The sequence below is a fragment of the Streptomyces sp. 3211.6 genome (assembly GCF_003634815.1).
In the GTDB taxonomy this organism is placed as follows: Bacteria; Actinomycetota; Actinomycetes; order Streptomycetales; family Streptomycetaceae; genus Streptomyces; species Streptomyces katrae_A.
This window is the reverse complement of the sequence record NZ_RBXC01000001.1, coordinates 4,137,515-4,161,328: the sequence shown is the minus strand read 5'-3', so window position 1 is coordinate 4,161,328 and position 23,814 is coordinate 4,137,515. Positions and strand designations below refer to the sequence as shown.

22 protein-coding genes and 1 tRNA gene are annotated in these 23,814 nt (G+C 72.3%); 11 read left to right on the top strand and 12 right to left on the bottom strand.

Annotated features, from left to right (window positions below; translation table 11 throughout):
• Position 1: 1 nt before the first annotated feature.
• From BX286_RS19185 to BX286_RS19140, 9 genes are all read right to left on the bottom strand, one after another.
• Entirely contained in the window at positions 2-949 is a 948-nt protein-coding gene (locus tag BX286_RS19185; protein WP_121017689.1) for a bifunctional MaoC family dehydratase N-terminal/OB-fold nucleic acid binding domain-containing protein, read from the bottom strand.
• A 59-nt stretch (positions 950-1,008) separates the two neighbouring features.
• Entirely contained in the window at positions 1,009-2,163 is a 1,155-nt protein-coding gene (locus tag BX286_RS19175; protein ID WP_100863287.1) for an acyl-CoA dehydrogenase family protein, read from the bottom strand.
• 272 nt (positions 2,164-2,435) lie between these two features.
• Entirely contained in the window at positions 2,436-2,762 is a 327-nt protein-coding gene (locus BX286_RS19170; protein ID WP_121015594.1) for a DUF6344 domain-containing protein, read from the bottom strand.
• A gap of 215 nt (positions 2,763-2,977) precedes the next feature.
• Positions 2,978-3,062, bottom strand: a tRNA-Ser gene (locus tag BX286_RS19165).
• A gap of 76 nt (positions 3,063-3,138) precedes the next feature.
• Positions 3,139-4,077 (bottom strand): serine protease, encoded by a 939-nt coding sequence (locus BX286_RS19160; protein WP_079428770.1) that lies wholly within the window; start codon positions 4,075-4,077, stop codon positions 3,139-3,141.
• Positions 4,078-4,280: 203 nt separating this feature from the next.
• Complete coding sequence (locus BX286_RS19155) at positions 4,281-5,327, bottom strand: YeiH family protein (protein ID WP_121015593.1); 1,047 nt, start codon at positions 5,325-5,327, stop codon at positions 4,281-4,283.
• Complete coding sequence (locus BX286_RS19150; RefSeq protein WP_079428766.1) at positions 5,327-5,875, bottom strand: cysteine dioxygenase family protein; 549 nt, start codon at positions 5,873-5,875, stop codon at positions 5,327-5,329. Before BX286_RS19150 ends, BX286_RS19155 begins: the two co-directional genes overlap by 1 nt.
• A gap of 101 nt (positions 5,876-5,976) precedes the next feature.
• Entirely contained in the window at positions 5,977-6,882 is a 906-nt protein-coding gene (locus BX286_RS19145; protein ID WP_079428764.1) for a LysR family transcriptional regulator, read from the bottom strand.
• A gap of 138 nt (positions 6,883-7,020) precedes the next feature.
• Positions 7,021-8,511 (bottom strand): S1C family serine protease, encoded by a 1,491-nt coding sequence (locus tag BX286_RS19140; protein ID WP_079428762.1) that lies wholly within the window; start codon positions 8,509-8,511, stop codon positions 7,021-7,023.
• A 268-nt stretch (positions 8,512-8,779) separates the two neighbouring features.
• On the opposite strand from BX286_RS19140, the gene BX286_RS19135 reads away from it, so the two are divergent.
• The 3 genes from BX286_RS19135 to BX286_RS19125 all read left to right on the top strand — a co-directional run bounded on the left by BX286_RS19135 (position 8,780) and on the right by BX286_RS19125 (position 11,445).
• Positions 8,780-9,580 (top strand): glycerophosphodiester phosphodiesterase, encoded by an 801-nt coding sequence (locus BX286_RS19135; RefSeq protein WP_079428760.1) that lies wholly within the window; start codon positions 8,780-8,782, stop codon positions 9,578-9,580.
• Between the two features lie 84 nt (positions 9,581-9,664).
• A complete protein-coding gene (locus tag BX286_RS19130; protein WP_121015591.1) occupies positions 9,665-10,267 on the top strand; it encodes an ATP-binding protein in 603 nt (200 codons plus the stop codon).
• A gap of 203 nt (positions 10,268-10,470) precedes the next feature.
• Positions 10,471-11,445: a DUF5926 family protein gene (locus BX286_RS19125; RefSeq protein ID WP_079428756.1), complete on the top strand. Its 975-nt coding sequence runs from the start codon at positions 10,471-10,473 to the stop codon at positions 11,443-11,445.
• A 221-nt stretch (positions 11,446-11,666) separates the two neighbouring features.
• Here BX286_RS19125 and BX286_RS19120 read toward each other — a convergent pair whose 3' ends face one another.
• Together BX286_RS19120 and BX286_RS19115 are read right to left on the bottom strand one after the other, a co-directional pair.
• Positions 11,667-12,227, bottom strand: coding sequence for a hypothetical protein (locus tag BX286_RS19120; RefSeq protein WP_167747594.1), 561 nt, complete (start codon positions 12,225-12,227; stop codon positions 11,667-11,669).
• A gap of 176 nt (positions 12,228-12,403) precedes the next feature.
• Complete coding sequence (locus tag BX286_RS19115; RefSeq protein ID WP_079428751.1) at positions 12,404-13,132, bottom strand: bifunctional DNA primase/polymerase; 729 nt, start codon at positions 13,130-13,132, stop codon at positions 12,404-12,406.
• Positions 13,133-13,550: 418 nt separating this feature from the next.
• Between BX286_RS19115 and BX286_RS19110 the strand changes: the two genes are divergently transcribed.
• Complete coding sequence (locus tag BX286_RS19110; protein ID WP_100863290.1) at positions 13,551-15,143, top strand: PP2C family protein-serine/threonine phosphatase; 1,593 nt, start codon at positions 13,551-13,553, stop codon at positions 15,141-15,143.
• A gap of 182 nt (positions 15,144-15,325) precedes the next feature.
• Positions 15,326-16,792 carry an aminopeptidase P family protein gene (locus BX286_RS19105; RefSeq protein WP_100863291.1) on the top strand — a complete coding sequence of 489 codons (1,467 nt, stop codon included), beginning with the start codon at positions 15,326-15,328 and terminating at the stop codon, positions 16,790-16,792.
• 61 nt (positions 16,793-16,853) lie between these two features.
• Here BX286_RS19105 and BX286_RS19100 read toward each other — a convergent pair whose 3' ends face one another.
• Positions 16,854-17,333: an ATP-binding protein gene (locus BX286_RS19100; protein WP_079428745.1), complete on the bottom strand. Its 480-nt coding sequence runs from the start codon at positions 17,331-17,333 to the stop codon at positions 16,854-16,856.
• 234 nt (positions 17,334-17,567) lie between these two features.
• Between BX286_RS19100 and BX286_RS19095 the strand changes: the two genes are divergently transcribed.
• The 6 genes from BX286_RS19095 to efeB all read left to right on the top strand — a co-directional run bounded on the left by BX286_RS19095 (position 17,568) and on the right by efeB (position 23,814).
• Positions 17,568-18,380: a hypothetical protein gene (locus tag BX286_RS19095; protein ID WP_121015589.1), complete on the top strand. Its 813-nt coding sequence runs from the start codon at positions 17,568-17,570 to the stop codon at positions 18,378-18,380.
• Positions 18,381-18,493: 113 nt separating this feature from the next.
• Positions 18,494-19,219, top strand: a complete 726-nt coding sequence (locus BX286_RS19090; RefSeq protein WP_079428742.1) for a YcnI family protein — start codon at positions 18,494-18,496, stop codon at positions 19,217-19,219.
• A 114-nt stretch (positions 19,220-19,333) separates the two neighbouring features.
• Positions 19,334-19,987: an SCO family protein gene (locus tag BX286_RS19085; RefSeq protein WP_079428740.1), complete on the top strand. Its 654-nt coding sequence runs from the start codon at positions 19,334-19,336 to the stop codon at positions 19,985-19,987.
• On the top strand, positions 19,984-20,505 hold the full coding sequence (locus tag BX286_RS19080) for a copper chaperone PCu(A)C (RefSeq protein ID WP_079428738.1): 522 nt from the start codon (positions 19,984-19,986) through the stop codon (positions 20,503-20,505). Before BX286_RS19085 ends, BX286_RS19080 begins: the two co-directional genes overlap by 4 nt.
• 22 nt (positions 20,506-20,527) lie before the next feature.
• A complete protein-coding gene (locus BX286_RS19075) occupies positions 20,528-22,522 on the top strand; it encodes a copper resistance protein CopC (protein ID WP_121015587.1) in 1,995 nt (664 codons plus the stop codon).
• On the top strand, positions 22,447-23,814 hold the full coding sequence (gene efeB / locus BX286_RS19070) for an iron uptake transporter deferrochelatase/peroxidase subunit (RefSeq protein ID WP_237292971.1): 1,368 nt from the start codon (positions 22,447-22,449) through the stop codon (positions 23,812-23,814). Before BX286_RS19075 ends, efeB begins: the two co-directional genes overlap by 76 nt.

Below are 23,814 nucleotides of genomic sequence, written 5' to 3'. Positions count from 1 at the left end.
GTCAGCCCGCCTCCGATCGGAAGACGGGGAGTTCGAGGGTGTCGTCGACGCGGAGGAACTCCAGGTGGACGGGGAGGCCGATGCGGACCTTGTCGTACGGGACTCCGGTGATGTTGCTGATCACGCGTACCCCTTCGGCCAGCTCGACCAGGGCGACCGCGTAGGGAGGGTCGAAGGCCGGGAAGGGCGGGTGGTGCATGACGACGTACGAGAAGACGGTGCCGGCGCCGCTCGCCTCGACGGTGTCCCAGTCGGGGGAGGAGCAGGCGTTGCAGCCGGGCAGCCAGGGGAAGCGCAGGGTCGCGCAGGCGGTGCAGCGCTGGATCAGCAGCTTGTGTTCCAGGACCCCGTCCCAGAAGCCCTGGTTGTCGCGGTTGACCACGGGGCGGGGCCGCTGTGGCTTCGCCTCCGCCTCGGGCTTCACGGGGGGCCGCTTGGCGGCCGGGGCGTACTTGAGGATGCGGAAGCGGTGCGTCCCGGCGAGCTCGCCGCCCGCGTGGACGTCCATCCGGGTCGTGACGAAGTGGCCGGTGCCCAGCTTGGTCGTCTTGCGCGGGGAAACGGACTCGATCACGGCGTCGAAGGTGATGGTGTCGCCGGGGCGGAGCGGGCGCAGGTACTCCTGTTCGCAGTCGGTGGCGACCACCGAGGTGCAGCCCGCGGCGTCGAGGAGAGCGAAGAGTTCGTCGTGGGCGGTGGCGCGGCCGGTGTGGCCGGAGAGGCCGCCCATCGTCCAGGCCTGGAGCATGGTCGGCGGGGCGATGGCCTCGGGCCCGGTGTACGCGGGGTTGGTGTCGCCCATGGCCTCGCACCAGTGGCGGATCATGGGCTCGTTGACCGGGTCCTTGGCGCGGCCCGCAGTGGCGGCGGCCCTGCCCTCGAAGGCCTTGAGCCGCCGTAGCAGCTCCGCTTCCGCGGCGGCGGCGGTCGCCCCGGCGCCGGCCGTCATCCCGGCGGCGGTCGTCCGGTCGGCGGCGGTCGTCTTCCCGGTGGTCGTCCGGTCGGCGGTCATCGCTTCCTCCCCTTCATGCCGAGCCGCATCATGGCGACGATCTCGCGCTGGACCTCGCTGACCCCGCCGCCGAAGGTGTTGATCTGGGCCGCGCGGTTCATCCGTTCCAGTTCGCCGCCGAGGAAGGCCTCCGGTCCCCTGACGAGGGCCTCCTCCCCGACCACCTCCTGGCAGATCCGGTACACCTCGACGGCGGACTCGGTGCCGAGGAACTTCACTCCGCTGGCGTCGCCGGGGGCCAGGGTCCCCGCGCCCACGTCCTGGACGAGCCGCCAGTTGAGGAGCCGCACGGCGGCCAGCCGGGCGTGGGCCTCGGCGAGCCTCGCCCGGACCCAGGGCCGGTCGGCGGGGCGTTCGCCGGTGGCGGGGTCGGGGGTGCGGGCGTGGGCGCGGGCGGCCTCGTAGAAGTCCTCGGCCTGCATGCCGATGGCGGCGAGGGCGACGCGTTCGTGGTTGAGCTGGTTGGTGATCAGGCCCCAGCCGCCGTTCTCGGGGCCGACGAGGTGGCCGGCGGGGACCCGGATGCCGTCGTAGTACGTCGCCGTGGTGGTGAGGCCTCCGACGGTGTCGATCGGGGTCCAGGAGAAGCCGGGGCTGTCGGTGGGCACCAGGATGATGGAGATGCCCTTGTGCTTGGGGGCCTGCGGGTCGGTGCGGCAGGCGAGCCAGATCCAGTCGGCGTTCTGGGCGTTGGAGGTGAAGATCTTCTGTCCGTCGATCACCCAGTCACCGTTCTCGTCGCGGACGGCACGGGTGCGCAGCGCGGCGAGATCGGTGCCGGCCTCGGGCTCGGAGTAGCCGATGGCGAAGACGGTCTCACCCCGCAGGATGCGGGGCAGGAAGTAGTCCTTCTGCTCCGGGGTGCCGTATTTCATCAGGGTGGGGCCGACGGTGTTGAGGGTGACCATGGAGACGGGGGCCCCGGCCCGGTAGGCCTCGTCGAAGAACACGAACTGCTCTTCCGGGCCGCGACCCTGGCCTCCGTACTCGACGGGCCAGCCCACCCCGAGCAGCCCGTCGGCGCCGATGCGGCGCAGCAGAATGCGCTGCGCCGCCGGGTCGTCGGGGACCCCGTCGGGCAGCAGGTCCCTGAAGTACTCGCGCAGTTCGGCGCGTAGCCGTGACTGCCCTTCGGACGGAGCGAGGTGCACGGCGCTGGCCTCCTGGCTTCACATCGGACCGAGTGAAACTGACTGTCCGTCAGATTCACCGGGAATGTCAAGGTCGGGAGGCCCGGCGATGGCCGGACGTCGCCCGCCGCGCGGAAGGGGCAGGAGAATCGTTCCGCCAAACTGACTCGACCCGGACATGCCGAAAAGGGCCGCACCGTCCGGGAACCCCACCGTCTCCCGGCCCTGCGGCCCTGCCGTACCAAGCTTCACGCCCCCCACGCGCCCCCGGAATCCGCCGGAGCAAGCCCCCGCTACGCGGCGAGCGCGACCGCATCCCGGTCAGGGGCGAGGGTGGCGGCGGTCGCGGAGCGGCGCACCGACGGGCTCTTGCCGTGGGCCTCGGCCCGGATCCGCTGCTTGATCGTCGGAGGGCGCGAGCCGCCGCGCATCATCGCCCGCCACGTCCGCCGCGCAACCGGAACGGTCTGCCGCGCGAAGGGAGCCGAAGGAGTGGCCACCGCGGCCGGCTCGGCACCCGCCGGGGCCGCCTTGCCCACCAGGCCGAGAGCACCCAGGAGCGCCCTGAGCACGGACAGGAAGGAGGTCCAGATCGACGTGGTGCTGCTGCGGTGGGTCATGACGAACGCCTCGATTCCCGATGTCCCGATGGGCGGATCTGCATACATTCGTCATGATGCGACCGCAACCGCACGCCACCCATCCCGCACGCCGATCTTCCGACAAACACCACCCGGAAGAACCAAGACCCGGCACGGGAGCCCGGAGGAGACGCAGAAGGGGCGCCCCTCGACGAGGGGCGCCCCTTCCCGTCGGCGCCTGCGCCGACCTGGTGCGGTGGGTGTGGGATTTGAACCCACGGTGACTCGCGCCACGACGGTTTTCAAGACCGTTCCCTTAGGCCGCTCGGGCAACCCACCTGGCCGGTACAGAGTACCGGGATGTGGGGGCGGGTGGGGTGGGAGTCGTCCGTGGCGGGGTCTGGGTGTCCGGGTGTCAGGAGGTCTGCGCCTTGTCGTAGGCCGCCTTGGCCTCCGGGCCGAAGTACGGGCCGAACATCGTGTTCGGCAGGAAGTTGTAGCCGAAGCTGTTCACCGACACCTGCGTGCCCAGGCCCGTCGACTCGTTGAAGTCCTGGAACCAGGGACCTCCGCTGGAGCCGCCGGTCATGTTGCAGGACATGCTGTGGTCCTTGGTGAGCAGGAAGTCCTTGCCCGTGTTGGCGCTGCAGTAGACGAGCTTGGTGCCGTCGTACGGCGCGGCCGCCGGGAAGCCGAAGGAGTACATCTTCTTGTTGTAGCCGCCGTTGAACTGGATGCCCTGCGCCCCGACGACCTGGCTGAGCGTACGTCCGTTCTGCGGGGCGACGACGGCGAGGCCGACGTCCATGTTCATGTCCTCGCTCGCCGCCCACTGGTCGGTGGCCAGGGTCTTGGTGGCCGCCCACTGGCCGTACGGGGCGTTGCCGTTGTCGTAGCCCGGGACGAAGATCCAGTTGGTGTGCCAGGCTCCCTGGTACTTCACGCAGTGCCCGGCCGTGATGACCGTGCTGCCGTTCTGGCTGGTGATGGAGTCGCCCGAGCAGGAGGCCGTGCGGCCCTGGAAGGTGAAGAACACCCGGCCCGAGGTCTTCACGACCGCTCCGCCGCCCGTCCAGGCCCCGCCGGCCTGCGGGAACGCCGTGGGGGAGGTCGGGGCCACCCGGGTCGGCGGGGCCGCCGGCGCGGGGAGCGTGCGCGTCCCGCCCGGGATGGCCGTCACGTCGAGCGGGGTGGCCTGGCGCATCCGCTCGGCCGTCCAGAAGCCGGGGCTCTGCCGGGGCCGGAACGAGGAGGGCGACTCCGCGGCCGCCGAGGGGGAGGCCGCCGTCAGGGCGCCGGTGAGCAGGGCGCCGGCGGCGAGGAGGACGGACAGCGCCGTGCGATGACGATTCACGCAGGACTCCTTCTGCCGTGCCCGGACCGGACGGATCCGGGCAGGGTGGGGTGAAGAGCTGTCGGTGCGGATCGGCTGTTCGAGTGTTCGGCCGTTCGGTCTGCGCGGGCAGGTTCGCACGGGGAACCCGAGAAGTCAGGGGGCGGTCCGGACGTTCGGTCGGTTCCGGCCAGGAAATGGCCAACTCCCCCCGGGTCGGGGCGTCATGTGGTCACCAGCACCCCGGCGTAGGAGACGCCCGCCACGACCACCCAGGCCCCGAGGCCCAGCAGAGCGGCACGCCCGCCGGTGCGGGCCAGGGTCGGCAGGTGGACGGCGCTGCCCAGACCGAACAGGGCCGCGGCCAGGAGGGCCTCCTGGGCCGTGTGCGCCCAGTCCAGGGCCGTGTGGGGCAGCAGGCCCGTCGCACGCAGCCCGGCCGCCGCCAGGAACCCGAGGACGAACAGGGGCACCGGCGCCGGACGCTTCCCGGAGGAGGTGCGCACGCCGCGACGCCGCGCCCGCATGGAGAAGGCCACGGCCGCCACCAGCGGGGCCAGCAGGGCCACCCGCATCAGCTTGACCAGAACGGCCTCGCCGAGCGCGCCGGGACCGGCGGTCTGAGCCGTCGCCACCACCTGGCCGACGTCGTGGACGCTGGCGCCCACCCAACGGCCGAAGGACAGGTCGGAGAGCCCCAAGGGACCCTGGAGCAAGGGGAGTACGGCGATGGCGAGGGTTCCGCAGAGAGTGACCAGTGCCACCGAGGAGGCCACGTCCTCCTCGTTGCTTCCGGACACCTCGCTCACGGCGCCGATGGCCGAGGCCCCGCAGATGGAGTACCCCGTGGCGATCAGCAGGGGCTGGTCCCCCGGGAGCCCGAGACGGCGGCCCAGCCAGATGGTGCCGAAGAAGGTGGCCGCGACCACCGCGGTCACCATGGCCACCGTCGCCCAGCCCAGCCGGAGCACCTGGTCCAGGCCGAGCCCCAGGCCCAGCAGGACGATGCCGATCCGCATCAGCCGCCGCCCGGCCAGGGACAGACCCGGGCGGGCCGGTCCGCGTACGACGGTCCGTACGCCGGGGACGTGGGCCACCGCGATGCCCAGCACCACCGAGGCGGTCAGCATCGGTATGCCGGGGACCAGCCGGTGCACGCACCAGGCCACCAGCGCGCCGGCGGCGGCCAGGCCCAAGCCCGGCCAGGGGGTTGGTGTTTCACGTGAAACAACGGGGACCGCCTCGCTGTGGGGGCGGTGGAGGAGGGCCATCAGTCGACGGGGAGCGTGTAGACGCGGCGGATGCTGCTGCCCAGGCGGGAGACGTCGGCCCCGTAGACGTGGATCGATATCGCCTTGCCGGTACAGGAGTTGCGCACCCGGTGGATGTCCCCGGGCGGGGCGAAGCCGCAGACCTCGCCCTGGGCGTTGACCACGTCCTCGGTGGCCACCAGACGGGCCGCGTCCGCGCCGGGCGCGAGCCGGTAGCGGCGCTCGCTCTCCTCGCCCTGGTGCACCCCGGCCACGCACCACGACACGTGGTCGTGGATACAGGTCTCCTGCCCCGGCATCCAGACCAGTGCGACCACCGAGAAGCTGCCGTCCGCCTCGGCGTGCAGGATGTGCTGGCGGTAGTGCTGCGGGTCGCCCTCCTGCTGTTCCGCGGTCAGGAGATCGGACGCGCCGAGATGCGGGGCGAGGCGCTCGCCGACGAGGTAGGCGGTCAGGTCCGGGGCCAGCCCCCGGTCGACGACCGTGCGGATCTCACTGACGAGGGCGGCCATCCTCGTGGTCGTACGGGCCGGCGTGGTGGTGGTCATACAAGCAGCGTCCGACGGCCGATTCATCACGTCCAACGACAGTTATGACCTGAAATCCCAATCTCTGCTTATGGATCGGGGCTGCGGACACCTCGCTGGGGTCAGCAGCCGACGCGGTTCGAGGCGACCCGCTTGAGCTCGTCGAGGACCACGGCGGTCGCCGGGATCCGCAGGTGGTCGCGGTAGACGTACGCGGCGATGTGGCGGCGGGCAGCGGGCTCCAGCACCCGGCCGCAGACCCGGCTCAGTGACAGCGAGGGCAGGACCAGCGCCGGCATCATCGCCACGCCCAGCCCCTGCGCGACCAGGCTCTGGACCACGAGGTTGTCGTCCGTGGCGAACCTGATGTCGGGCACGAAGCCCAGCTCGGCGCACTCGTGCAGCAGGTTCGCCCGGCAGCGCGGGCAGCCGGCGATCCACTGCTCCTCGGCGAGGTCGGCCAGGTGCACCGCCCGGCGCCGGGCGAGCGGGTGCCCGGTCGGCAGCAGCACCGTCAGCTGGTCCTCCAGCAGCCTGACCTCGGCGACCTCCTCGGGGATCTCCTCGTGCAGCCCGGGATAGGTGAAGGCCAGGGTGATGTCACACTCGCCGCGCTGGAGCCTGCGCAGGGATTCCGGGGGCTCCCCTTCCAGAAGCTCGACCTGGACTCCGGGATGGTCCTTGGCGAGGCCGCTGAGGGCCTCGGGGACCAGGGTGACGTTGGCGCTGGGGAACCCGCAGACCCGTACGCGCCCGGTGCGCAGCCTCGTGTACGCCTTCAGCTGGGCCTCGGCGGCCGAGAGGCTGCCGAGGATGGACTCGGCGTGCCGGGCCAGCGACTCCCCGGCCTCGGTGAGCTTCATCCTCCGGCCCACCCGGGTGAACAGGGGTGTCCCGACGGCTCGTTCGAGCGCCTTCATCTGCTGGGTGATCGCGGGCTGGGTGTAGCCCAGGACCCGAGCGGCGGCCGAGTACGAACCCGCGGCGACCACTTCATGGAATGTCCGTATGTGCCGTGAATCGAACACCAGCGAAGCATAAGCAGATATTGGGAGGGGCCGTAGGCGGATTCCCGGCCACAGCCCCTCCCGTCAAGCCACCGTCGAGCGGCGTTCACGCGCCGGCTCGCGGTGCGCGGCTACCTGTCGCCGGCTCGCGCTCCGCGGCTACTTGTCGCCGACGCGCGAGCCGAGCGTGATGTCGACCGTGGTCGGCTTGCCGCCGCGCAGGTAGGTCAGCTTCACGGTGTCGCCCGGCTTGTACGTCCAGATCAGGCTGATCAGGGTCGGGCCGCTGTCGACCTGCTTCCCGCCGAACTCCGTGATGATGTCGCCGGGCTTGAGGCCCGCCTTGCCGGCCGGACCGTTCGGGTCTACCAGCTCGTTGGCCGGGGCGCCCTGCTCGGAGATCTTGGCGCCGTCGGTCTTGGCCTGGAGGTCCACGGAGACGGAGATCACCGGATAGACCGGCTTGCCCGTTTCGATCAGCGACTTGGCCACGTTCTTGGCCTGGTTGATCGGGATGGCGAAGCCGAGGCCGATCGAGCCGGCCTGGCCGCCGCCGAAGCCGCCGTTGCCGGCGGACTGGATCGCGGAGTTGATGCCGATGACCGCGCCGCGGCCGTCGATCAGCGGGCCGCCGGAGTTGCCGGGGTTGATGGAGGCGTCCGTCTGCAGCGCGCTCATGTAGGAGTTCTTGCCGCCGGAGCCGTCGCCGGAGGCCACCGGGCGGTTCTTCGCGCTGATGATGCCGGTGGTGACCGTGTTGGACAGGCCGAAGGGGGCGCCGATCGCGATGGTCGGGTCGCCGACCGCGACCTTGTCCGAGTCGCCGAGCGGCAGCGGCTTGAGGTTGGCCGGCGGGTTCTTCAGCTTGATGACGGCCACGTCGTAGCCCTGGGCCCGGCCCACGACCTCGGCCTCGTACTTCTTCCCGTCGGAGAAGGTGGCGGAGAGCTTGCCGCCGTTGGCGGCGGAGGCCACCACGTGGTTGTTGGTGAGGATGTGGCCCTGCTCGTCGTAGATGAACCCGGTGCCGGTGCCGCCCTCGCCGTCCCCGGCCGAGGCCTCGATGGTGACGACGCTGGGCAGCGCGGCGGCGGCGAGGCCCGCGACGGAGCCGGCGTCCCGCTTGAGGTCCTTCGGGATGTTGGGCGCGCTGATGGTGGTCGAACCGGATCCGCTGTGGTCGCGCTGGGCCGCCCAGTAGCCGATGCCGCCGCCCAAGCCGCCCGCGAGCAGGGCCGCCACGAGGACCGCCGCGATCAGACCGCCCCGGCCCTTCGGCTTGGGCTGCGGGGCGCCGTCGGCGGTGAGCGGCACGCCCCAGGCGCCGCCGCCCTGGCCGCCACCGCCGTACGAGGGAACGGCCGGCGGCGGCGGGGGCCAGGCCTCCGCGCCGTACGGGGCCGTGGCGGGGGCCGCCGCCGGGTGAGCGGGGGGCGCCGGCGGGGCGGCCGGGGCCTGCTCGTGGCCGTAGGCCGGGGGCGCCGCCGGGGCGGGAGGGAGCTGCTGGGTGTGTTCGGTGCCCGGAGCCGGGGCGTCCTGGGGTGCCGCCGGCGCGGCCGGTTCGGGTGTGGAGGCGGCCACCGGCACGGGAGGTGCGGACGGGGCCGCGGGGGGTGTCGGGGCCGCGGTGCCCTCGTTCTCGGTGCTCACAGCGCTCTCTCCCTCGTCACACACGGCTTACACGGCCAATACGGCTGCTGGAAATATCAGGCGATACCGCCCCGGTACCGTCCGGGCATCGGTCCGACTGAACGTTCGACGCACCGTAGAAGTTCCAGGGTGAAGCCTTTCCCATGACCCGTCAGAGCACTGTAAGCCGGACCTGTGCGTCTGCCGCCTACCTTTATATCCGACATATGGGACGGACCTCCAGGAGTCACCCCGCCATGCGGGTACTCCTCGGTGGCACCATGACCAGGTGACCCACGCAACGCCGCACCCCATCCAGGTCGTCGCCCACCGCGGCGCCTCGGAGGATGCCCCCGAGCACACCCTGGCCGCCTACCGGAAGGCCATCGAAGACGGCGCCGACGCCCTCGAATGCGATATCCGGCTGACCGCCGACGGCCATCTGGTGCTGGTCCACGACCGCCGCGTCAACCGCACCTCCAACGGCCGGGGCGCCGTCTCGGCCCTGGAGCTGGCGGAACTGGCCGCCCTCGACTTCGGCTCCTGGAAGGACCGCGAGGAGTCCCCCGACTGGGACGCGGACCCGGAGCGGACCTCCGTGCTCACCCTGGAGCGGCTGCTGGAGCTGGTGGCCGACGCCGGCCGGCCCGTACAGCTGGCGATCGAGACGAAACATCCCACCCGCTGGGCCGGACAGGTGGAGGAGCGCCTGCTCTTCCTCCTCAAGCGCTTCGGGCTGGACGCCCCGCCCGCCGACGGCCCCCACCCCGTCCGGGTCATGAGCTTCTCGGCGCGCTCCCTGCACCGGGTGCGCGCGGCCGCCCCGACGGTCCCGACCGTCTACCTCATGCAGTTCGTCTCACCCCGGATGCGCGACGGCCGCCTGCCCGCGGGCGTGCGGATCGCGGGGCCCGCCATGCGGATCGTGCGCAACCACCCCGGCTTCATCCGCAAGCTCCAGGCCGCGGGCCACTCCGTGCACGTATGGACCGTGAACGAACCGGATGATGTTCAGCTATGCGCTGATCTGGGTGTAGAAGCGATCATCACGAACAGGCCGCGTCAGGTTCTGTCACAACTCGGGCGCTGACGTCCCCTTTTGCGCACCAGCCACAGGGGCCCCGGCCGTGACAGGGCGTGCCCCGGCGCATCCGTTCCGCATTCGTGGTCATGAATGCGTCAGAGGGGTGCGCAGCGGCGGTTTCCGGTCCAGGCCAGTGGGGCATCCAGACCATGGCGTGGGGCTAAGGAGGTTCCGGGGGTGGCGTTGGTGATGGCACAGGAAGTGCCCACGTCGTCGTGCATGGACATTCGCCATGGTCCTGCGGGCGTGGGCGAGGCGAGGCACCGGATGCGCGAGCAGCTGCGCATCAGCGGAGTGTCCGAATCGGTCGTGGACGATGCCGTACTGATCCTTTCCGAACTCCTCAGCAATGCCTGCCGGCACGGCCGACCGCTGGGTGCCCGGGACGTCGGTGACGGCGAGATCCGCGCCGCGTGGCGCGTCGACAAGGCGGGGCGCCTGACGGTCGAGGTCACGGACGGCGGCGGCCCGACCCGCCCCATCCCGGCCACGCCCTCGGTCACCGCGCACGGGGGCCGCGGGCTGAACATCATCAGTGCGCTGGCCCAGGACTGGGGTGTGCGGGACGGGGCAGCGGGCGAGGTCACGGTGTGGGTGGTCGTCGCCAGGGGACCCCGGCACGACGATTTCGCTACGCGCGTCGCTCCCCCGGCGATCGGCTTCGCCTCCGCTTTCGACGATCTCGACGCCTGACGGTCCGGCGTCGGCGCCCGCAACGCCGACCGGCGGCACCGAGTGGCGGCACCGACCAGCGGCACCGGCCGTCCGCACACGCGGTCTTCCGGGAGCGCACGCCGACCGTGCTCCCGGCCGCACCCCACCGGTTCCGGCGGTACGAACGGCTAGGCTCGCGCCCAGAGACACCGCCGTACCGCCGCAACCGGGAGACACCCACGATGGCCAAGAAGCGCCCCGCCGCGAAGACCGCGAAGCCGCAGCTCGACAACGGGGAGATCCCGGTGGTGGGCGCGCGCGAGCCCTGCCCCTGCGGTTCCGGGCGCCGTTACAAGGCCTGTCACGGCGCGGCCGCCGCGCACGCCGTCACCGAGCACGTGCGGCGTCCCTTCGAGGGGCTGCCGGGCGAGTGCGACTGGGTGGCGCTGCGCGAGCTCGTCCCCGCGGCCACCGTCCCGCTGACGCTCAAGGACGGTCTGCCCGAAGGCGTCCCGTCCGTCACGCTGGTGACCGTGCTGCCCATGGCCTGGCCGGCCCTGCGGCGCGAGGACGGCTCCGTCCTGCTCGGCCTGCAGAACGAGTCGACCTCCGGGGACCTGGCCCGCGACATGGCCGACACCCTGGAGCGCGCGATCGCCACCGAGCCGGGCAACCCGGTTCCGGCCCGGCGCGTGCCGGCCGAGGGTCCGCGACTTCAGGATCTCCTCGCCCTGGACGGCGTTTTCGAGCCGGTTGTGCACAGCGGCTTCGAATTCTGGATTCCGGACGCGGAAAGCGCCCAGAACGCCTCCCCGGAGATCGCCGCCTCCCTGGAGCGCGCCAACGCGGCCGCCATCCCGACCGTCAAGCTCACGGGCGTGGACGCGGCCTACTGGTGCGAGACCCCGGACAAGAACCACCTGCGCTGGGTCATGCCGCACCCGGAGGAGAAGCTGCTCGACGCCCTGGCGCGGCTGCACGCGGCGGGCACCTCCTCCCTCGGCGAGGGCACCAAGCTCGTCGGCTCCTTCCGCGCCCACGGCCTGATGGTTCCCGTCTGGGACCTGCCCACCGGGGTCACCGCCGATGACGTGGAGAAGCCCGCCGCCGAGTTCGCGGAGCGCCTGGCCACGGCCCTCGCCACCGACGCCCCGCTGACCGCGGAGGAGCGCCGGGCGCGCGGCGGGCTCACCAACCGCCAGGTGACGCTGAGCTGACGCCCGCCCGGCACGGGGCGCGGCCCGCGTGCGGCGCACGGCCGCGCGCGGGTCCGGTGACCGGTGACCGGTGTCACAACTCCCGCTAATCGCCTGCAAATCGATGTCTGAATATCAGAGATCGAATTTGCGAACAGGCGATCTCTTGTTACCGTTCTTGTAGCCCGGTCGCTGGTGCATCCCCCGTCGCCAGCGACCGGGCCTCTGTCTTTCGGCGGCGCTCAACCGCCCGTCGGGGCCGCCGAGTTGCTCCCGGACCGCAGCAGCAGCCGCCCTTCATCATCCGGAACTGCAAACTCCGCTACAGCCGAGTAGGCGTCCGGCGCCCCCGCGGACTCCCCCCGGGGCGTCTCGCACAGCCCCGGTTCGTCCCCCGCCGCCACGGCGCAGCGGATCTGCACCGTCCGTCCCGCCGGGCCCATCACGGTCAGCACGGCGTCCAGCGCCCGGCCGCTGGTGTTGCGGTAGTAACTCCGGCCCCAGGTCCGTCCCTCGCTCGCCAGCACGCACGTCTGCGCCTCCAGGCCCTGCGGCGCGGAGAGTTCGGGACCGCAGCGGGAGTCGGTGCGCGGCTGCTCGGGCGGACCCGGCCGTGCGGGGCGGGCGGCCGACCGCGCACGGTCCGCCGTACGGGAGGAGCGGGAAAGGCCGAACGAGGAGAGCAATCCCCCGCCTTTTCCGTCGCCCTGACCGGCGAAATCCGGCCCGGCGATCGCTCCGGCCAGGGGAAGCGACAAGATGATCAGCACACCGGCGCCGATACCGATCAGGCGGAGATTCATTCGCCGAAGATAGCGACGCGGGAAAGGGGCGCGGAGATCCCCGCGCCCAATTCCCTTGGAAACTCGGTGTGCTGACACCCGTACGAGTGATCAGCCGGCCGCAGGAAGCTCCGCACCCGGGCCGGCTCGGGAACTGGTCAGCGGGACCAGTCAGCGGGACCGGTCAGCGGGACCGGTCAGTACGCCAGTCGGCTGCCGCCGCCGGGAGCACTGCTGCTCGCCTCGACGAGCGCGTCCACGACCGCCTCCACCTCCGGCAGCCACAGCTCGCCCGAACCGGCCCGCCGCGGCTCGGGCTCCCGCTCCCAGCGGACCTGACCCCCGCCGGACGCGGGCGAGGGCGGCAGCAGCAGGTAGCCGCCCTCTCCGTGGAAGCGCAGCGAGGAGGGCACGTGGTCCTTGGCGTACAGGAGTTCGCCGAGCCGTTCCAGCGAGTAGGGCGCGACGAGCAGGGACCACCGGGTGGGCGTGGCGACGATCGGCCCGAGCCGCATCCCCTGAGCGTCCAGCCGTACGACGGCACGCGCGGCCGCCTTCGCCGGCAGGCTCACCGCGCAGGGCGCGGCGCCGCCGGTGGCCAGCAGCACCGGGGCCGCCGGCCGCCTGCCCCACCACCAGGCCACCATCCGCGCGTCGGTGGTGGCGGCGAGCAGGCCGGGATCGAAGGGATGCGCGCCCGGCACCACGCAGTCGGGATCGGGGCACGCACAGCGCCGGCTGTCGGCGCCGGCCCGGCCCACGCCCGGCAGCACGGGCCACTGCCGGACGGCGGCGCAGGTCAGCGCGGCTTCGATGAGGGAGGGAGCCGCCCCGGCCCCCGCCTCCGCGGCGGGGCGAGAGGCGGCGCGCGGGAACTTCAAGCGATCGCGGAGCCGCTGGAGACGCCTTCCGAGGATCTCGCGCATGAGCGCTCGTTCCTTTCCGTTGAACGTCGAGGGCCACATCACACCACGTGAGCGGTGTTTCACCACACGTACACGTTTCGCGTCACTAGTCCGCCAGAAGCAGGTTCACACGCTTCGTGCAGTTTCTTACGGGTCCGTCAAACGTCCGGCAGGGGCCCGGAGCGTGCGGTCCGAGCGGCCCGCACCGGTGTCGAGACCGGCTGCCGCCGCTAAGGACGACGGCTCGGGCCGGGCGGTTCCCGGCGGTACCGGGGGCGCCAACTGGCCCCGGGCACTACCGACTACGTACCCGGACCCCCTGGAGCGCCTGTCCAGTCGATCGCAAAAACCGTCCGCTTCCCGCTTTTTCCAGCCAAGTTTTAGCCCCGGCTGGACAGTGAGTTGCCGTCCCACGGACACCAGTATTCCCACCGGGACAATGCTGGACATCGATCCTCGGGTGCGTGTAGATGTGGATCCATTGATGGCGGCGCAGCACGATCTGGGGGTTTGCGATGCTATATGGCGAATCGCACCAGGTGGAAAGGCGGACGCCATGAGCGCCCCGCATCTGCCGAAAGTGGCTGGAATCGATCCAGCAGTTACAGCGTCGGCGCACACTGCGGCGCCCGCACCCGCGTCCGGTTCCCTCTCCGCCCCAGCGGCCACCTCCGCCCGGCCCGCCCCCGCCCAGGCCGCCCCGCCTGCCGCGAGCAGCGTCATCCAGGACCGGCTGGCGGGCATGGTCTCCGACCTCACCACCCTCCACGAGCTGACCGAGCGCCTCGCCCGGGCCAGTGACCTCGACTCCTCCCTCCGGGAATTCCTGCGTGCCGGGGCCGCCCTCGTCGGGGCCCGCCGCGGCCTGGTCGTCCTGGAACCCTCCGACGGGCTCGGCCCCACCTCCACCATCGGCCTGGGCCTCGGCCGCGCCGACCTCGGCCACATCGAGACGGTGCCGCGCAGCGCCACCTCGTACGGCCGCATCCTCGACGGACTCCCCGACGCCCACGGCGGCTCCGAGGTCCTCCCCGAGCCCGGCACGACTGCCACGCCCGGCGCCGGGGGCTACGAACCCCCCGTCGACCCCCGTCACCGCGAGGTCGCCTCCCGCCTCGGCTACGCCGCCAGCTACGCGCTGCCGCTGACCGCCGACGCCACCGGCCGGCTCGGCGCGGCGGTCTGGCTCTACGACGAACAGGCCGAGCCGAGCGACCGCCAGCGCGACCTCGTCGGTCTCTACGTCCGGCACGCGGCCGAACACCTGGCCCGGATGCTGGAGGTGGACCGCTCCCGCACCCGGCTGGCCACCGTCTCCGAGGAACTGCTGCCCAGCCGGCTGCCGCGGATCCCCGGGGTCCAGCTCGCCGCCCGGCACCGCAGCGGCCCCCTCGGCGGCGGCGACTGGTACGACGCGCTGCCGCTTCCCGAGGGCGCCATGGGGCTCGCCGTCGGTTCGGTCACGGGCTCCGGGCCCAGCGCCGTCGCCGCGATGGGACGGCTGCGGGCCTCGCTGCGCGCGTACGCCGTCATGGAGGGGGAGGACCCCGTCGCGGTCCTGTCCGACCTGGAGCTGCTGCTGCGCCTGACCGAGCCCGCGCGTTCGGCCACCGCCCTCTTCGCTTACTGCGAGCCCGCCGCCCGAAAGATCATCCTGGCCGGGGCGGGGCACACGCCGCCCCTGCTCATCGGCGAGCGCCGCACCGAGTACGTCGAGACCTCGCTCTCGGCACCGCTGGGGATGCTGGCCTGCTGGGAAGCACCGAGCGTGGAGATCGAGCCCGCCGCCGGAGAAACGGTGCTGCTGTACACGGACGGGCTGCTGCGGCGTACCGGCGACCCCATGGACCGGGCCTACGCCCGCCTCCACGCAGCGGCCGCGGGGGTCCCGCGCAGCGCCCGGGAGGACCCGGCGGCCATCTGCGACCACATCCTGCGGACCGTGCTCCCCGAGGAGGAGCCGCGCCCGGCCGCGTCCGATCCGTACCAGGACACCGAGGACGTCGTCCTGCTCGCGGCCCGGTTCGACTGACCGGACGGGACACCGGACGGGACACCGGACGGGACACCGGACGGGACACCGGACCAGACACCACGACGGGCGCCCGTTTTGACTTGTTTGTCACAGGACTGGCCGGGCGCCGTCTCCTCACACATACGATGAACGGGGTTCGCACCCGGACCCGTGCGTGTCGTAGCGGCTGAGGAGATGACGTGGCTGACGAGCTCACCCCGGAGACCCCGGAAGAAGAGCAGCCCCAGAAGAAGCACAAGCAGCGCAAGAACGGGCTGTACCCGGGCGTCAGCGAGGAACTTGCGGAGAGCATGCGCACCGGCTGGGCCGACACCGAGCTGCACGGTCTCGAGCCCATCGCCCAGGCGGGCCACACCGCCGACCGCCGGGCCGCGCTGTCCGCGCGCTTCCCGGGCGAGCGCCTGGTGATCCCGGCGGGCCGGCTGAAGACCCGCTCGAACGACACCGAGTACCCCTTCCGCGCCTCCACCGAGTACGCGTACCTCACCGGCGACCAGACCGAGAACGGCGTCCTGGTCCTGGAGCCCACCGGCGAGACCGGTCACGAGGCCACCGTCTACCTGCTGCCCCGCTCGAACCGCGAGAACGGCGAGTTCTGGCTGTCGGGCCAGGGCGAGCTCTGGGTCGGCCGCCGCCACTCCCTCGCCGAGGCCGAGCAGCTGCTGGGCATCCCGGCCAAGGACGTCCGCGAGCTGCCCGAGGCCCTGACCGAGGCCACCGGCCCGGTCCGCGCCGTCCGCGGCCACGACTCCGTCATCGAGTCCGCCCTCACCGACAAGGTGACCAAGGAGCGCGACGAGGAGCTGCGCGTCTACCTCTCCGAGGCCCGCGCGGTGAAGGACGCCTTCGAGATCGGCGAGCTGCAGAAGGCCGTGGACTCCACCGTCCGCGGCTTCGAGGACGTCGTGAAGGTCCTCGACAAGGCCGAGGCCACGTCCGAGCGCTACATCGAGGGCACCTTCTTCCTGCGCGCCCGTGTCGAGGGCAACGACGTCGGTTACGGCACCATCGCCGCCGCCGGCGCGCACGCCTGCACCCTGCACTGGGTCCGCAACGACGGCGCGGTGCGCTCCGGCGACCTGCTGCTGCTCGACGCCGGTGTGGAGACCCACTCCCTCTACACCGCCGACGTCACGCGCACGCTGCCGATCAACGGCACGTACACCGACATCCAGCGCAAGATCTACGACGCGGTCTACGAGGCCCAGGAAGCCGGCATCGCCGCCGTCAAGCCGGGTGCGAAGTACCGCGACTTCCACGACGCCGCCCAGCACGTGCTGGCCGAGAAGCTCGTCGAGTGGGGTCTGCTGGAGGGGCCGGTCGAGCGCGTCCTGGAACTCGGGCTGCAGCGCCGCTGGACCCTGCACGGCACCGGCCACATGCTCGGCCTGGACGTCCACGACTGCGCCGCCGCGCGCACCGAGGCGTACGTCGACGGCACGCTGGAGCCGGGCATGTGCCTGACCGTCGAGCCGGGCCTGTACTTCCAGGCCGACGACCTGACCGTGCCCGAGGAGTACCGGGGCATCGGCGTCCGGATCGAGGACGACATCCTCGTCACCGAGGACGGCAACCGGAACCTGTCGGCCGGCCTGCCGCGCACCTCGGTCGAGGTCGAGGCGTGGATGGCGCGGCTCAAGGGCTGACGCCCCGGACATGACCACGGGCGGGGGAGCCGGTGCCGGTTCCCCCGCCCGTCGGCATGTCCTAGGACACCCTCAGCAGCGCGTCCTCACGCCACTTCAGCATCCGCTCGAAGCTCACCACCGCGCCCCGGCCCGGCCGGTTGCGCAGCCGGACGTGGTCGGCGAGCTCCGCGATCAGGTGCAGGCCCCGGCCGTGCTCGGCCAGGGAGGGTCTGCGGCGGGCCACCGTCGACGCCGGGAAACCCGGACCCGAGTCGGCGACCTCGATGCGGCAGCGGTCCCCGTCGAGGTAGGCGGTGACGTGGTACGCCTCGGTACCGTCCAGGACCTCGTCGGCGGGGACGCCGACCGGGCCGCCCGCCGGTCCGCCGCGGCCGCCGTGCTCCACGGCGTTCGCGCAGGCCTCGCTCAGCGCGACCGACAACTCGTAGGAGATGTCCGCGTCCACCCCCGCGGTCTCCATGGTCCCGAGCAGCAGTCGCCGGGCGAGCGGCACGCTCGCGGCTTCGCGCCGCAAGTGGAGAGACCACCAGATGCTCATACGGTTACCTATTGCCGCCCGTGGTGGGACGTAAGCCCCCGGCGGCCGGCACAGCCCTCATTCGGCCGATGCGGCATGTGCGTCCGGCGTGTATCGGGCGCGTAGGCCCCGGCGGGGCGCTGGTCGCGAGCCTGCCGGGCGAGGGGCGCGCTTGCGGTCGCACACCGGAACCATAGGGTCCCTCCAGTACCTGCCGTAGGCAGGGCCCGGGGCCAGTGCGATGATGGCCCGGCCATGTCTGCCACCCACACCACACGCGCCGGAGCAGGCCTCCGGACGACCCGGGCCGCGGTGTTCACCGCGGTCTGCGTCGTGCTGTCCGCGGCGGGCCACGCCGTGGCCTCCTGCGCGACCGTGCCGTGGTGGGCACTGGCCCTGGCTTTCGTCTGCCTCTTCGCGGTCACGGTCCCCCTCGCGGGACGCCGCCGTTCGCGGCCCGGCATCGCCGCCGGACTGGCCGTGGGCCAGCTCGGGCTGCACGTCCTGTTCGGCCTCGGCCAGCACGGCGAGGCCGCCGCTCAGACCCCGGCCGGCCCCGACACCTCGCTGGCGGCGCTCGCCGCCCGCCTGGTCTGCGGGGGCAACTCCATACCGCTGAGCCCGGCCGACGCCCGGCGCATCCTGGAGACCGCCGGGCTGGACCCGGCGGCCCTGGCCGCGCAGGCGGCCGCGTCGGGCCACATGGGCCACATGCACGTGTCCGCGGCCCCGGCCGGGGCTCCCGGGATCGGCCTGTTCAGCCCGGCCATGCTGCTCGGCCACCTGCTGGCCGCGCTCACCGCGGGCTGGCTGCTGGGCCGGGGCGACGCCGCCCTGTTCCGGCTGGTCGAACTCTCCCGGCTCTCCGCCGAAACCGGCCCGATGCGCCCGCTGCGCGCCGCGCTGGCCTTCGTACGGGCCCTCACGGCCGGGCTCCCCGGCGCTCCCGCGCACGGCCCCCGGGCCCGCCGGACCGCCTCCGCGCCCGCCGCGACGACCGGCCGGGACGCACTCCTGCACACCGTGATCCGGCGCGGACCGCCGGCTGCGCTCGTCCTCGCAGCCTGACGCGGCACCTCCACTCCCCGGGACACACGGCGGGAGCACCGGTGCCGTGATCTCCGCGCGCGCCCGTGCGCGCGGTCCCACCGTTCACCACTGCTCTGTGGAGTGTTCCTGTCATGAAGACCTCTCGCGTCTCCTTCGCCGCCGCCCTCGCCGCCGGCGCCGTCCTCGCCCTGTCCGGTACCGCATTCGCGCACGTCAGCGTGCAGCCCGGCGACGCCCCCAAGGGCGGCTACGCGACGATCAACTTCAAGGTCCCGAACGAGCGCGACAACGCCTCGACCACCCAGCTCGAGGTCAACTTCCCGGTCGACCAGCCGCTGACGTCCGTGATGCCGCAGGACATCCCCGGCTGGACGTCCACCGTCGAGAAGACCAAGCTCGACAAGCCCCTGAACGTGCACGGCAAGCAGGTCAACGAGGTGGTCACCAAGGTGACCTGGACCGGCGGAAAGATCGAGCCCGGCAAGTTCCAGCAGTTCCCGGTCTCCGTCGGCAAGCTCCCCGACAACGCGGACAAGATGGTCTTCAAGGCCATCCAGACGTACGACAACAACGAGGTCGTCCGCTGGATCGAGGAGGCCAAGGAGGGCGCCGCCGAGCCGCAGAACCCCGCGCCCGTCCTGAAGCTGACCGCCGCCGCCGCGGCCGGTGACCACGACGCCGCCAAGCCGGCCGACGCGAAGAACGCCGGCACGGACGCCGGCAAGGACGAGAAGCACGACGAGGCCGCCGCCAAGAGCGGCTCCGACACCACCGCGCGCGCCCTCGGCATCGCGGGCATCGTCCTCGGCCTCGGCGGGGTGGCCTTCGGCATCGCCTCGCGCCGCCGCTCCGCCTGATCCACCAGGCCCGCGGGCCCGTCGTCCACGGGCCCGCGCAGGGCCCGTGCACCGGCCCCGCCCGGGCCCCCTTCCAGAGATCCGCACCATCCCCGATCCCAGGGACATCTCCATATGCGCACCACACGTGTGACGGTCGCCGCCCTCGCGGCGGCGGCTGCGCTCACCCTCACCGCCTGCGGCAGTGAGCCGGCCAAGAACAGCGCGTCGGTCACCCAGATCACCGGCGAGAAGAAGGCCGGAGCCGCGACCGTACTCGACCGCCCCTTCGACAAGCCGGACCTCGTCCTCACGGACACCACCGGCAAGCCGTGGAACCTGCGCGAGCAGACCAAGGGCCGGCCGACGCTGATCTACTTCGGCTACACCAACTGCCCCGACGTGTGCCCCCTGACGATGAGCAACATCGCCGTCGCCAAGAAGGCGCTCCCCAAGGAGGACCAGGACAAGCTCCAGGTCGTCTTCGTCACCACGGACCCCGAACGCGACACCCCGGAGTCCCTCGGCGCGTGGCTCAGGTCCCAGGACCCGGCCTTCACCGGGCTGACCGGCGACTTCGGCAAGATCCAGGCCGCCGCCCGCTCCCTCGGCATCGGTATCGAGGCCCCCAAGAAGGAACCCGACGGCAGCATCGTCTCCATGCACGGTGCGCAGGTCATCGCGTTCTCGCCCAAGACCGACGAGGGCTACGTCCTCTACGGCGAGGGCACGACCGTCGAGGACTACACCAAGGACCTTCCGAAGCTCATCAAGGGACAGAACCCGTGAACGCCCGCACCACCCGCACCCTCGCCGCCGCCCTCTGCCTGACGGCCGCGCTCGCCATATCCGGCTGCTCCTCCTCTTCCTCCGGCTCGGACTCCTCGTCGAACGCGAGCGCCGGAACGAAGGCAGGGGAGTCGGCCAAGCCGAAGATGACCGTCAGCGGGGCGTTCATGCCCGAGCCGGTCAACGACAAGATGGCCGGCGCTTTCATGGTCATCAAGAACGACTCGAAGACCGCCGACAAGCTGCTCGGCGTGACCAGCCCGCTCTCGGACGATCTGCAGGTCCACGAGACCAAGGACCAGAAGATGCAGCAGGTGCAGTCCATGGACGTGCCCGCGGGCGGCGAGCTGAACCTGGAGCGCGGCGGCAACCACATCATGTTCATGGGCCTCAAGAACAAGCCGAACGTCGGTGACAAGGTCACCGTCGAGCTGCGTTTCGAGAAGGCCGATCCGGTCAAGGTCGAGCTGGACGTCAAGGAACGGACGTACAACCCCCAGAACTCCACCGCCCACTGACGGACCGAGGAACTGACACGCCATGACGGCCACCGCCCCCGCTCCCCCTCCTTTCGGCGTCCGCGCCACGGCATCGCTGCCGCGGCTGGCGCTGGTTCTCGCAGCCCTGCTGGCAGCCCTGTTCACCGCGGCCGCCCCGGCCACGGCGCACGCCGCACTCACCGCGAGCGACCCCAAGGACGGGGCGGTGGTCGCCACGGCGCCCGCCCAGGTGACCCTCTCCTTCTCGGAGGAGGTCGCCATGGGTGACGACTCGATCCGGGTCATGGACCCCCAGGGCAAGCGCGTCGACACCGGCGAGCTGCGGAACATGTGCAGCGGATCGGTCATCCGCTACGGGACCGCCCTGCACTCGGGACTGCCCGACGGCACCTACACGGTCGCCTGGCAGGCCGTCTCCGCCGACAGCCACCCGGTCTCCGGCGCCTTCACCTTCTCCGTCGGTGCCCCCTCGGCCACCTCCGTCTCCCTGCCCACCCAGAAGGTGGGCGGCGGCCCCGTCGGCATCGCGTACGGCATCGCCCGCTACGCCGCCTACGCCGGGTTCACCGTCCTGGTCGGCGGCTCCGCCTTCATCCTGCTGTGCTGGCGCCGGGGTTCCGGCGTACGCCCGCTGCAGAAGCTGGTGGTGCGCGGCTGGGTCACCCTCACCGCCGCCACGCTGGCGATGCTCGTGCTGCGCACGCCGTACACCGGGTCGGGCAAGTTCGCCGACGCCTTCGACCTCGACGGGCTCCAGGCCGTCCTGGAGACCAAGACCGGGGCGTCTTTCATCTCCCGGCTGCTGCTGCTCGGCGCGGCCGCCCTGTTCATCGCCGTCCTCTTCGGCGCCTACGCGCGCCGGCAGAAGAACGCCGGCGAGCAGAGCCCCGAGCAGGCGAAGGACAGCAGCGACCTGGCCTTCGGGCTCGGTATCGGCGGCACGGTCGTGGCCGCGGGCATCGCCGCCACGTGGGCGCTCGCCGAGCACGCCTCCACCGGCATCCAGACCGGCATCGCGATGCCGGCCGACATCCTGCACCTGCTGGCCGTGGCCACCTGGCTCGGCGGGCTCACCGCCCTGCTCGTCGCCCTCCACAAGGCTCCGGACATCGAGCGGGAGGCCGTCCAGCGCTTCTCCCGGGTCGCCTTCATCAGCGTCCTGGTCCTCGCCGTCACCGGCGTCTACCAGTCCTGGCGGCAGCTCGGCAGCTGGTCGGCGCTGACCGGCACCAGCTACGGCCGACTGCTGCTGATCAAGGTCGCCCTGGTGGCCGTCCTCGTCGGCATCGCCTTTGTCTCCCGCAAGTGGACGGCCCGGCTGGCCGACGTGGCGGCCAAGGACCGGGCCGAGGAGCCGGCCGCGGTGGGCGCGGGCGGCGATGTTTCACGTGAAACAGCGACCGCGGGCGGGACCGGAACCACGGCCGGGGACGCCGCCGCCGAGCCGGCCGAACCCACCGACCCGAAGCGGGCGGCGCAGCTCGCCCGGCAGCGCGCGGCCCGTGAGAAGGCCCTGGAGAACCAGGTCCGCGACGCCGACCCGGGCCGCTCGGGGCTGCGCCGTTCCGTCCTGGCCGAGGCCGCGGTGGCCGTCGTCCTGCTGGCCGTCACCACCGTCCTGACCAGCACCGAGCCGGGCCGGGCCGTGGAGCAGGAAGCCGGGCGGAGCCCGGCCTCCACTGCCGTTCCCAACCGGCCCATCAAGATCACTCTGCCCTACGACACCGGCGGCCAGAACGGCAAGGGCACGGTCCGGCTGGAGCTCGATCCGGGCCGGGTCGGCGCCAACACCCTCCACCTGTGGGCGGACGGCGCCGACGGCCAGCCCGTCGACCTGCCGGAGGTCAAGATCTCCTTCACCCTCCCGGCCAAGGAGATCGGCCCGCTGCCGGTGGCCCCCGACCGCGACGCTCCCGGACACTGGACGGCGTCCGGGGTCCAGCTGCCCCTCGCGGGCGAATGGCGCATCGACGTGACCGTCCGCACCTCCGACATCGACCAGACGACCGTCCAGAAGAACGTGAAGATCGGCTGAACAGCGTGACCGAGAGCAGCACCGCCAGTACCCCCGACATCGAGATCTCCCGGCGCCGGCTGCTGGGCACGGTCGGCGCCGCGGGCGCCGTCGGGCTCGCGCTCGGCGGCACCGGGGGTGCCCTCGTGCACTCGGCGGTCACCGACTCCCCGGCCGGCGCCCCCGGCGCGGCCGGGGCCCTCTCCTCCCTCGGCGCGACCGCGGTCGCCTTCGAAGGGGATCACCAGGCGGGCATCACCACCCCTCTCCAGGCCAAGGGCCACGTCCTGGCCTTCGACCTGGCACCGGGGGCGGGGCGTACGGAGGCCGCCGCGCTGATGCGCCGCTGGTCCGAGACCGCCCGCCGGCTCATGGCGGGAGAGACCGCCCCGACGTCGGACAGCGGCATCGCCCTCGACGCCGGGCCCTCCTCCCTGACCATCACGTTCGGGTTCGGCCACTCCTTCTTCGAGCGCACGGGCCTCACCGCCCGCCGCCCGGCTGCCCTCGATCCGCTGCCCGACTTCTCCTCGGACCGGCTCGACGCCCAGCGCAGCAACGGCGACCTCTGGGTGCAGATCGGCTCGGATGACGGGCTCGTCGCCTTCCACGCCCTGCGGGCGGTGCAGAGGGACGCCGGGGAGGCCGCGCGGGTGCGCTGGCAGATGAACGGTTTCAACCGGTCCCCCGGCGCCACCGCCTCCCCGATGACCGCGCGGAACCTCATGGGCCAGATCGACGGCACCGGGAACCCGAAGCCCGCGGACCCCGACTTCGACAAGCGGATCTTCGTGCCCGCCGCCGGGCCCGGACCGGCGGAGCACGCCTGGATGGCGGGGGGTTCGTACGCCGTCGTGCGCAGAATCCGGATGCTGCTGGACGACTGGGACAAGCGGTCCCTGGCCCAGCAGGAGCAGGTCATCGGCCGGACGAAGGCCAACGGCGCGCCCCTGACCGGCGGCGGCGAGACCACGCCCCTGGCCCTGGACAAGCTCGGCCCCGACGGCAAGCCGGTGATCCCCTCCAACGCGCATGCGCGGATCTCCGCCCCCGCGCAGAACGGCGGCGCCGCCATGCTGCGGCGGCCGTTCTCCTTCCACGACGGGATCGCCCCCGACGGCACCCCGGACGCCGGCCTGCTCTTCATCTGCTGGCAGGCCGATCCGCTGCGCGGGTTCGTACCGGTCCAGCGCAAGCTCGACCGGGGTGACGCGCTGTCGGAGTTCATCCGGCACGAGTCGAGCGGCCTGTACGCCGTTCCGCCCGGCCCGCGCGCCGGCGAGTACGTCGGGCAGCGGCTGCTCGAAGGGTGA

Coding starts and splice junctions, on each gene's coding strand:
- BX286_RS19100 (WP_079428745.1), bottom strand. CDS start 17,333: ATGAGCATCTGGTGGTCTCTCCACTTGCGGCGCGAAGCCGCGAGCGTG.
- BX286_RS19075 (WP_121015587.1), top strand. CDS start 20,528: ATGACGGCCACCGCCCCCGCTCCCCCTCCTTTCGGCGTCCGCGCCACG.
- BX286_RS19150 (WP_079428766.1), bottom strand. CDS start 5,875: ATGACCACCACCACGCCGGCCCGTACGACCACGAGGATGGCCGCCCTC.
- BX286_RS19115 (WP_079428751.1), bottom strand. CDS start 13,132: ATGCGCGAGATCCTCGGAAGGCGTCTCCAGCGGCTCCGCGATCGCTTG.
- BX286_RS19185 (WP_121017689.1), bottom strand. CDS start 949: ATGACGGCCGGCGCCGGGGCGACCGCCGCCGCCGCGGAAGCGGAGCTG.
- BX286_RS19090 (WP_079428742.1), top strand. CDS start 18,494: ATGAAGACCTCTCGCGTCTCCTTCGCCGCCGCCCTCGCCGCCGGCGCC.
- BX286_RS19095 (WP_121015589.1), top strand. CDS start 17,568: ATGTCTGCCACCCACACCACACGCGCCGGAGCAGGCCTCCGGACGACC.
- BX286_RS19125 (WP_079428756.1), top strand. CDS start 10,471: ATGGCCAAGAAGCGCCCCGCCGCGAAGACCGCGAAGCCGCAGCTCGAC.
- BX286_RS19130 (WP_121015591.1), top strand. CDS start 9,665: ATGCGTCAGAGGGGTGCGCAGCGGCGGTTTCCGGTCCAGGCCAGTGGG.
- BX286_RS19110 (WP_100863290.1), top strand. CDS start 13,551: ATGCTGGACATCGATCCTCGGGTGCGTGTAGATGTGGATCCATTGATG.
- efeB (WP_237292971.1), top strand. CDS start 22,447: ATGGCGCATCGACGTGACCGTCCGCACCTCCGACATCGACCAGACGAC.
- BX286_RS19155 (WP_121015593.1), bottom strand. CDS start 5,327: ATGGCCCTCCTCCACCGCCCCCACAGCGAGGCGGTCCCCGTTGTTTCA.
- BX286_RS19120 (WP_167747594.1), bottom strand. CDS start 12,227: ATGAATCTCCGCCTGATCGGTATCGGCGCCGGTGTGCTGATCATCTTG.
- BX286_RS19170 (WP_121015594.1), bottom strand. CDS start 2,762: ATGACCCACCGCAGCAGCACCACGTCGATCTGGACCTCCTTCCTGTCC.
- BX286_RS19085 (WP_079428740.1), top strand. CDS start 19,334: ATGCGCACCACACGTGTGACGGTCGCCGCCCTCGCGGCGGCGGCTGCG.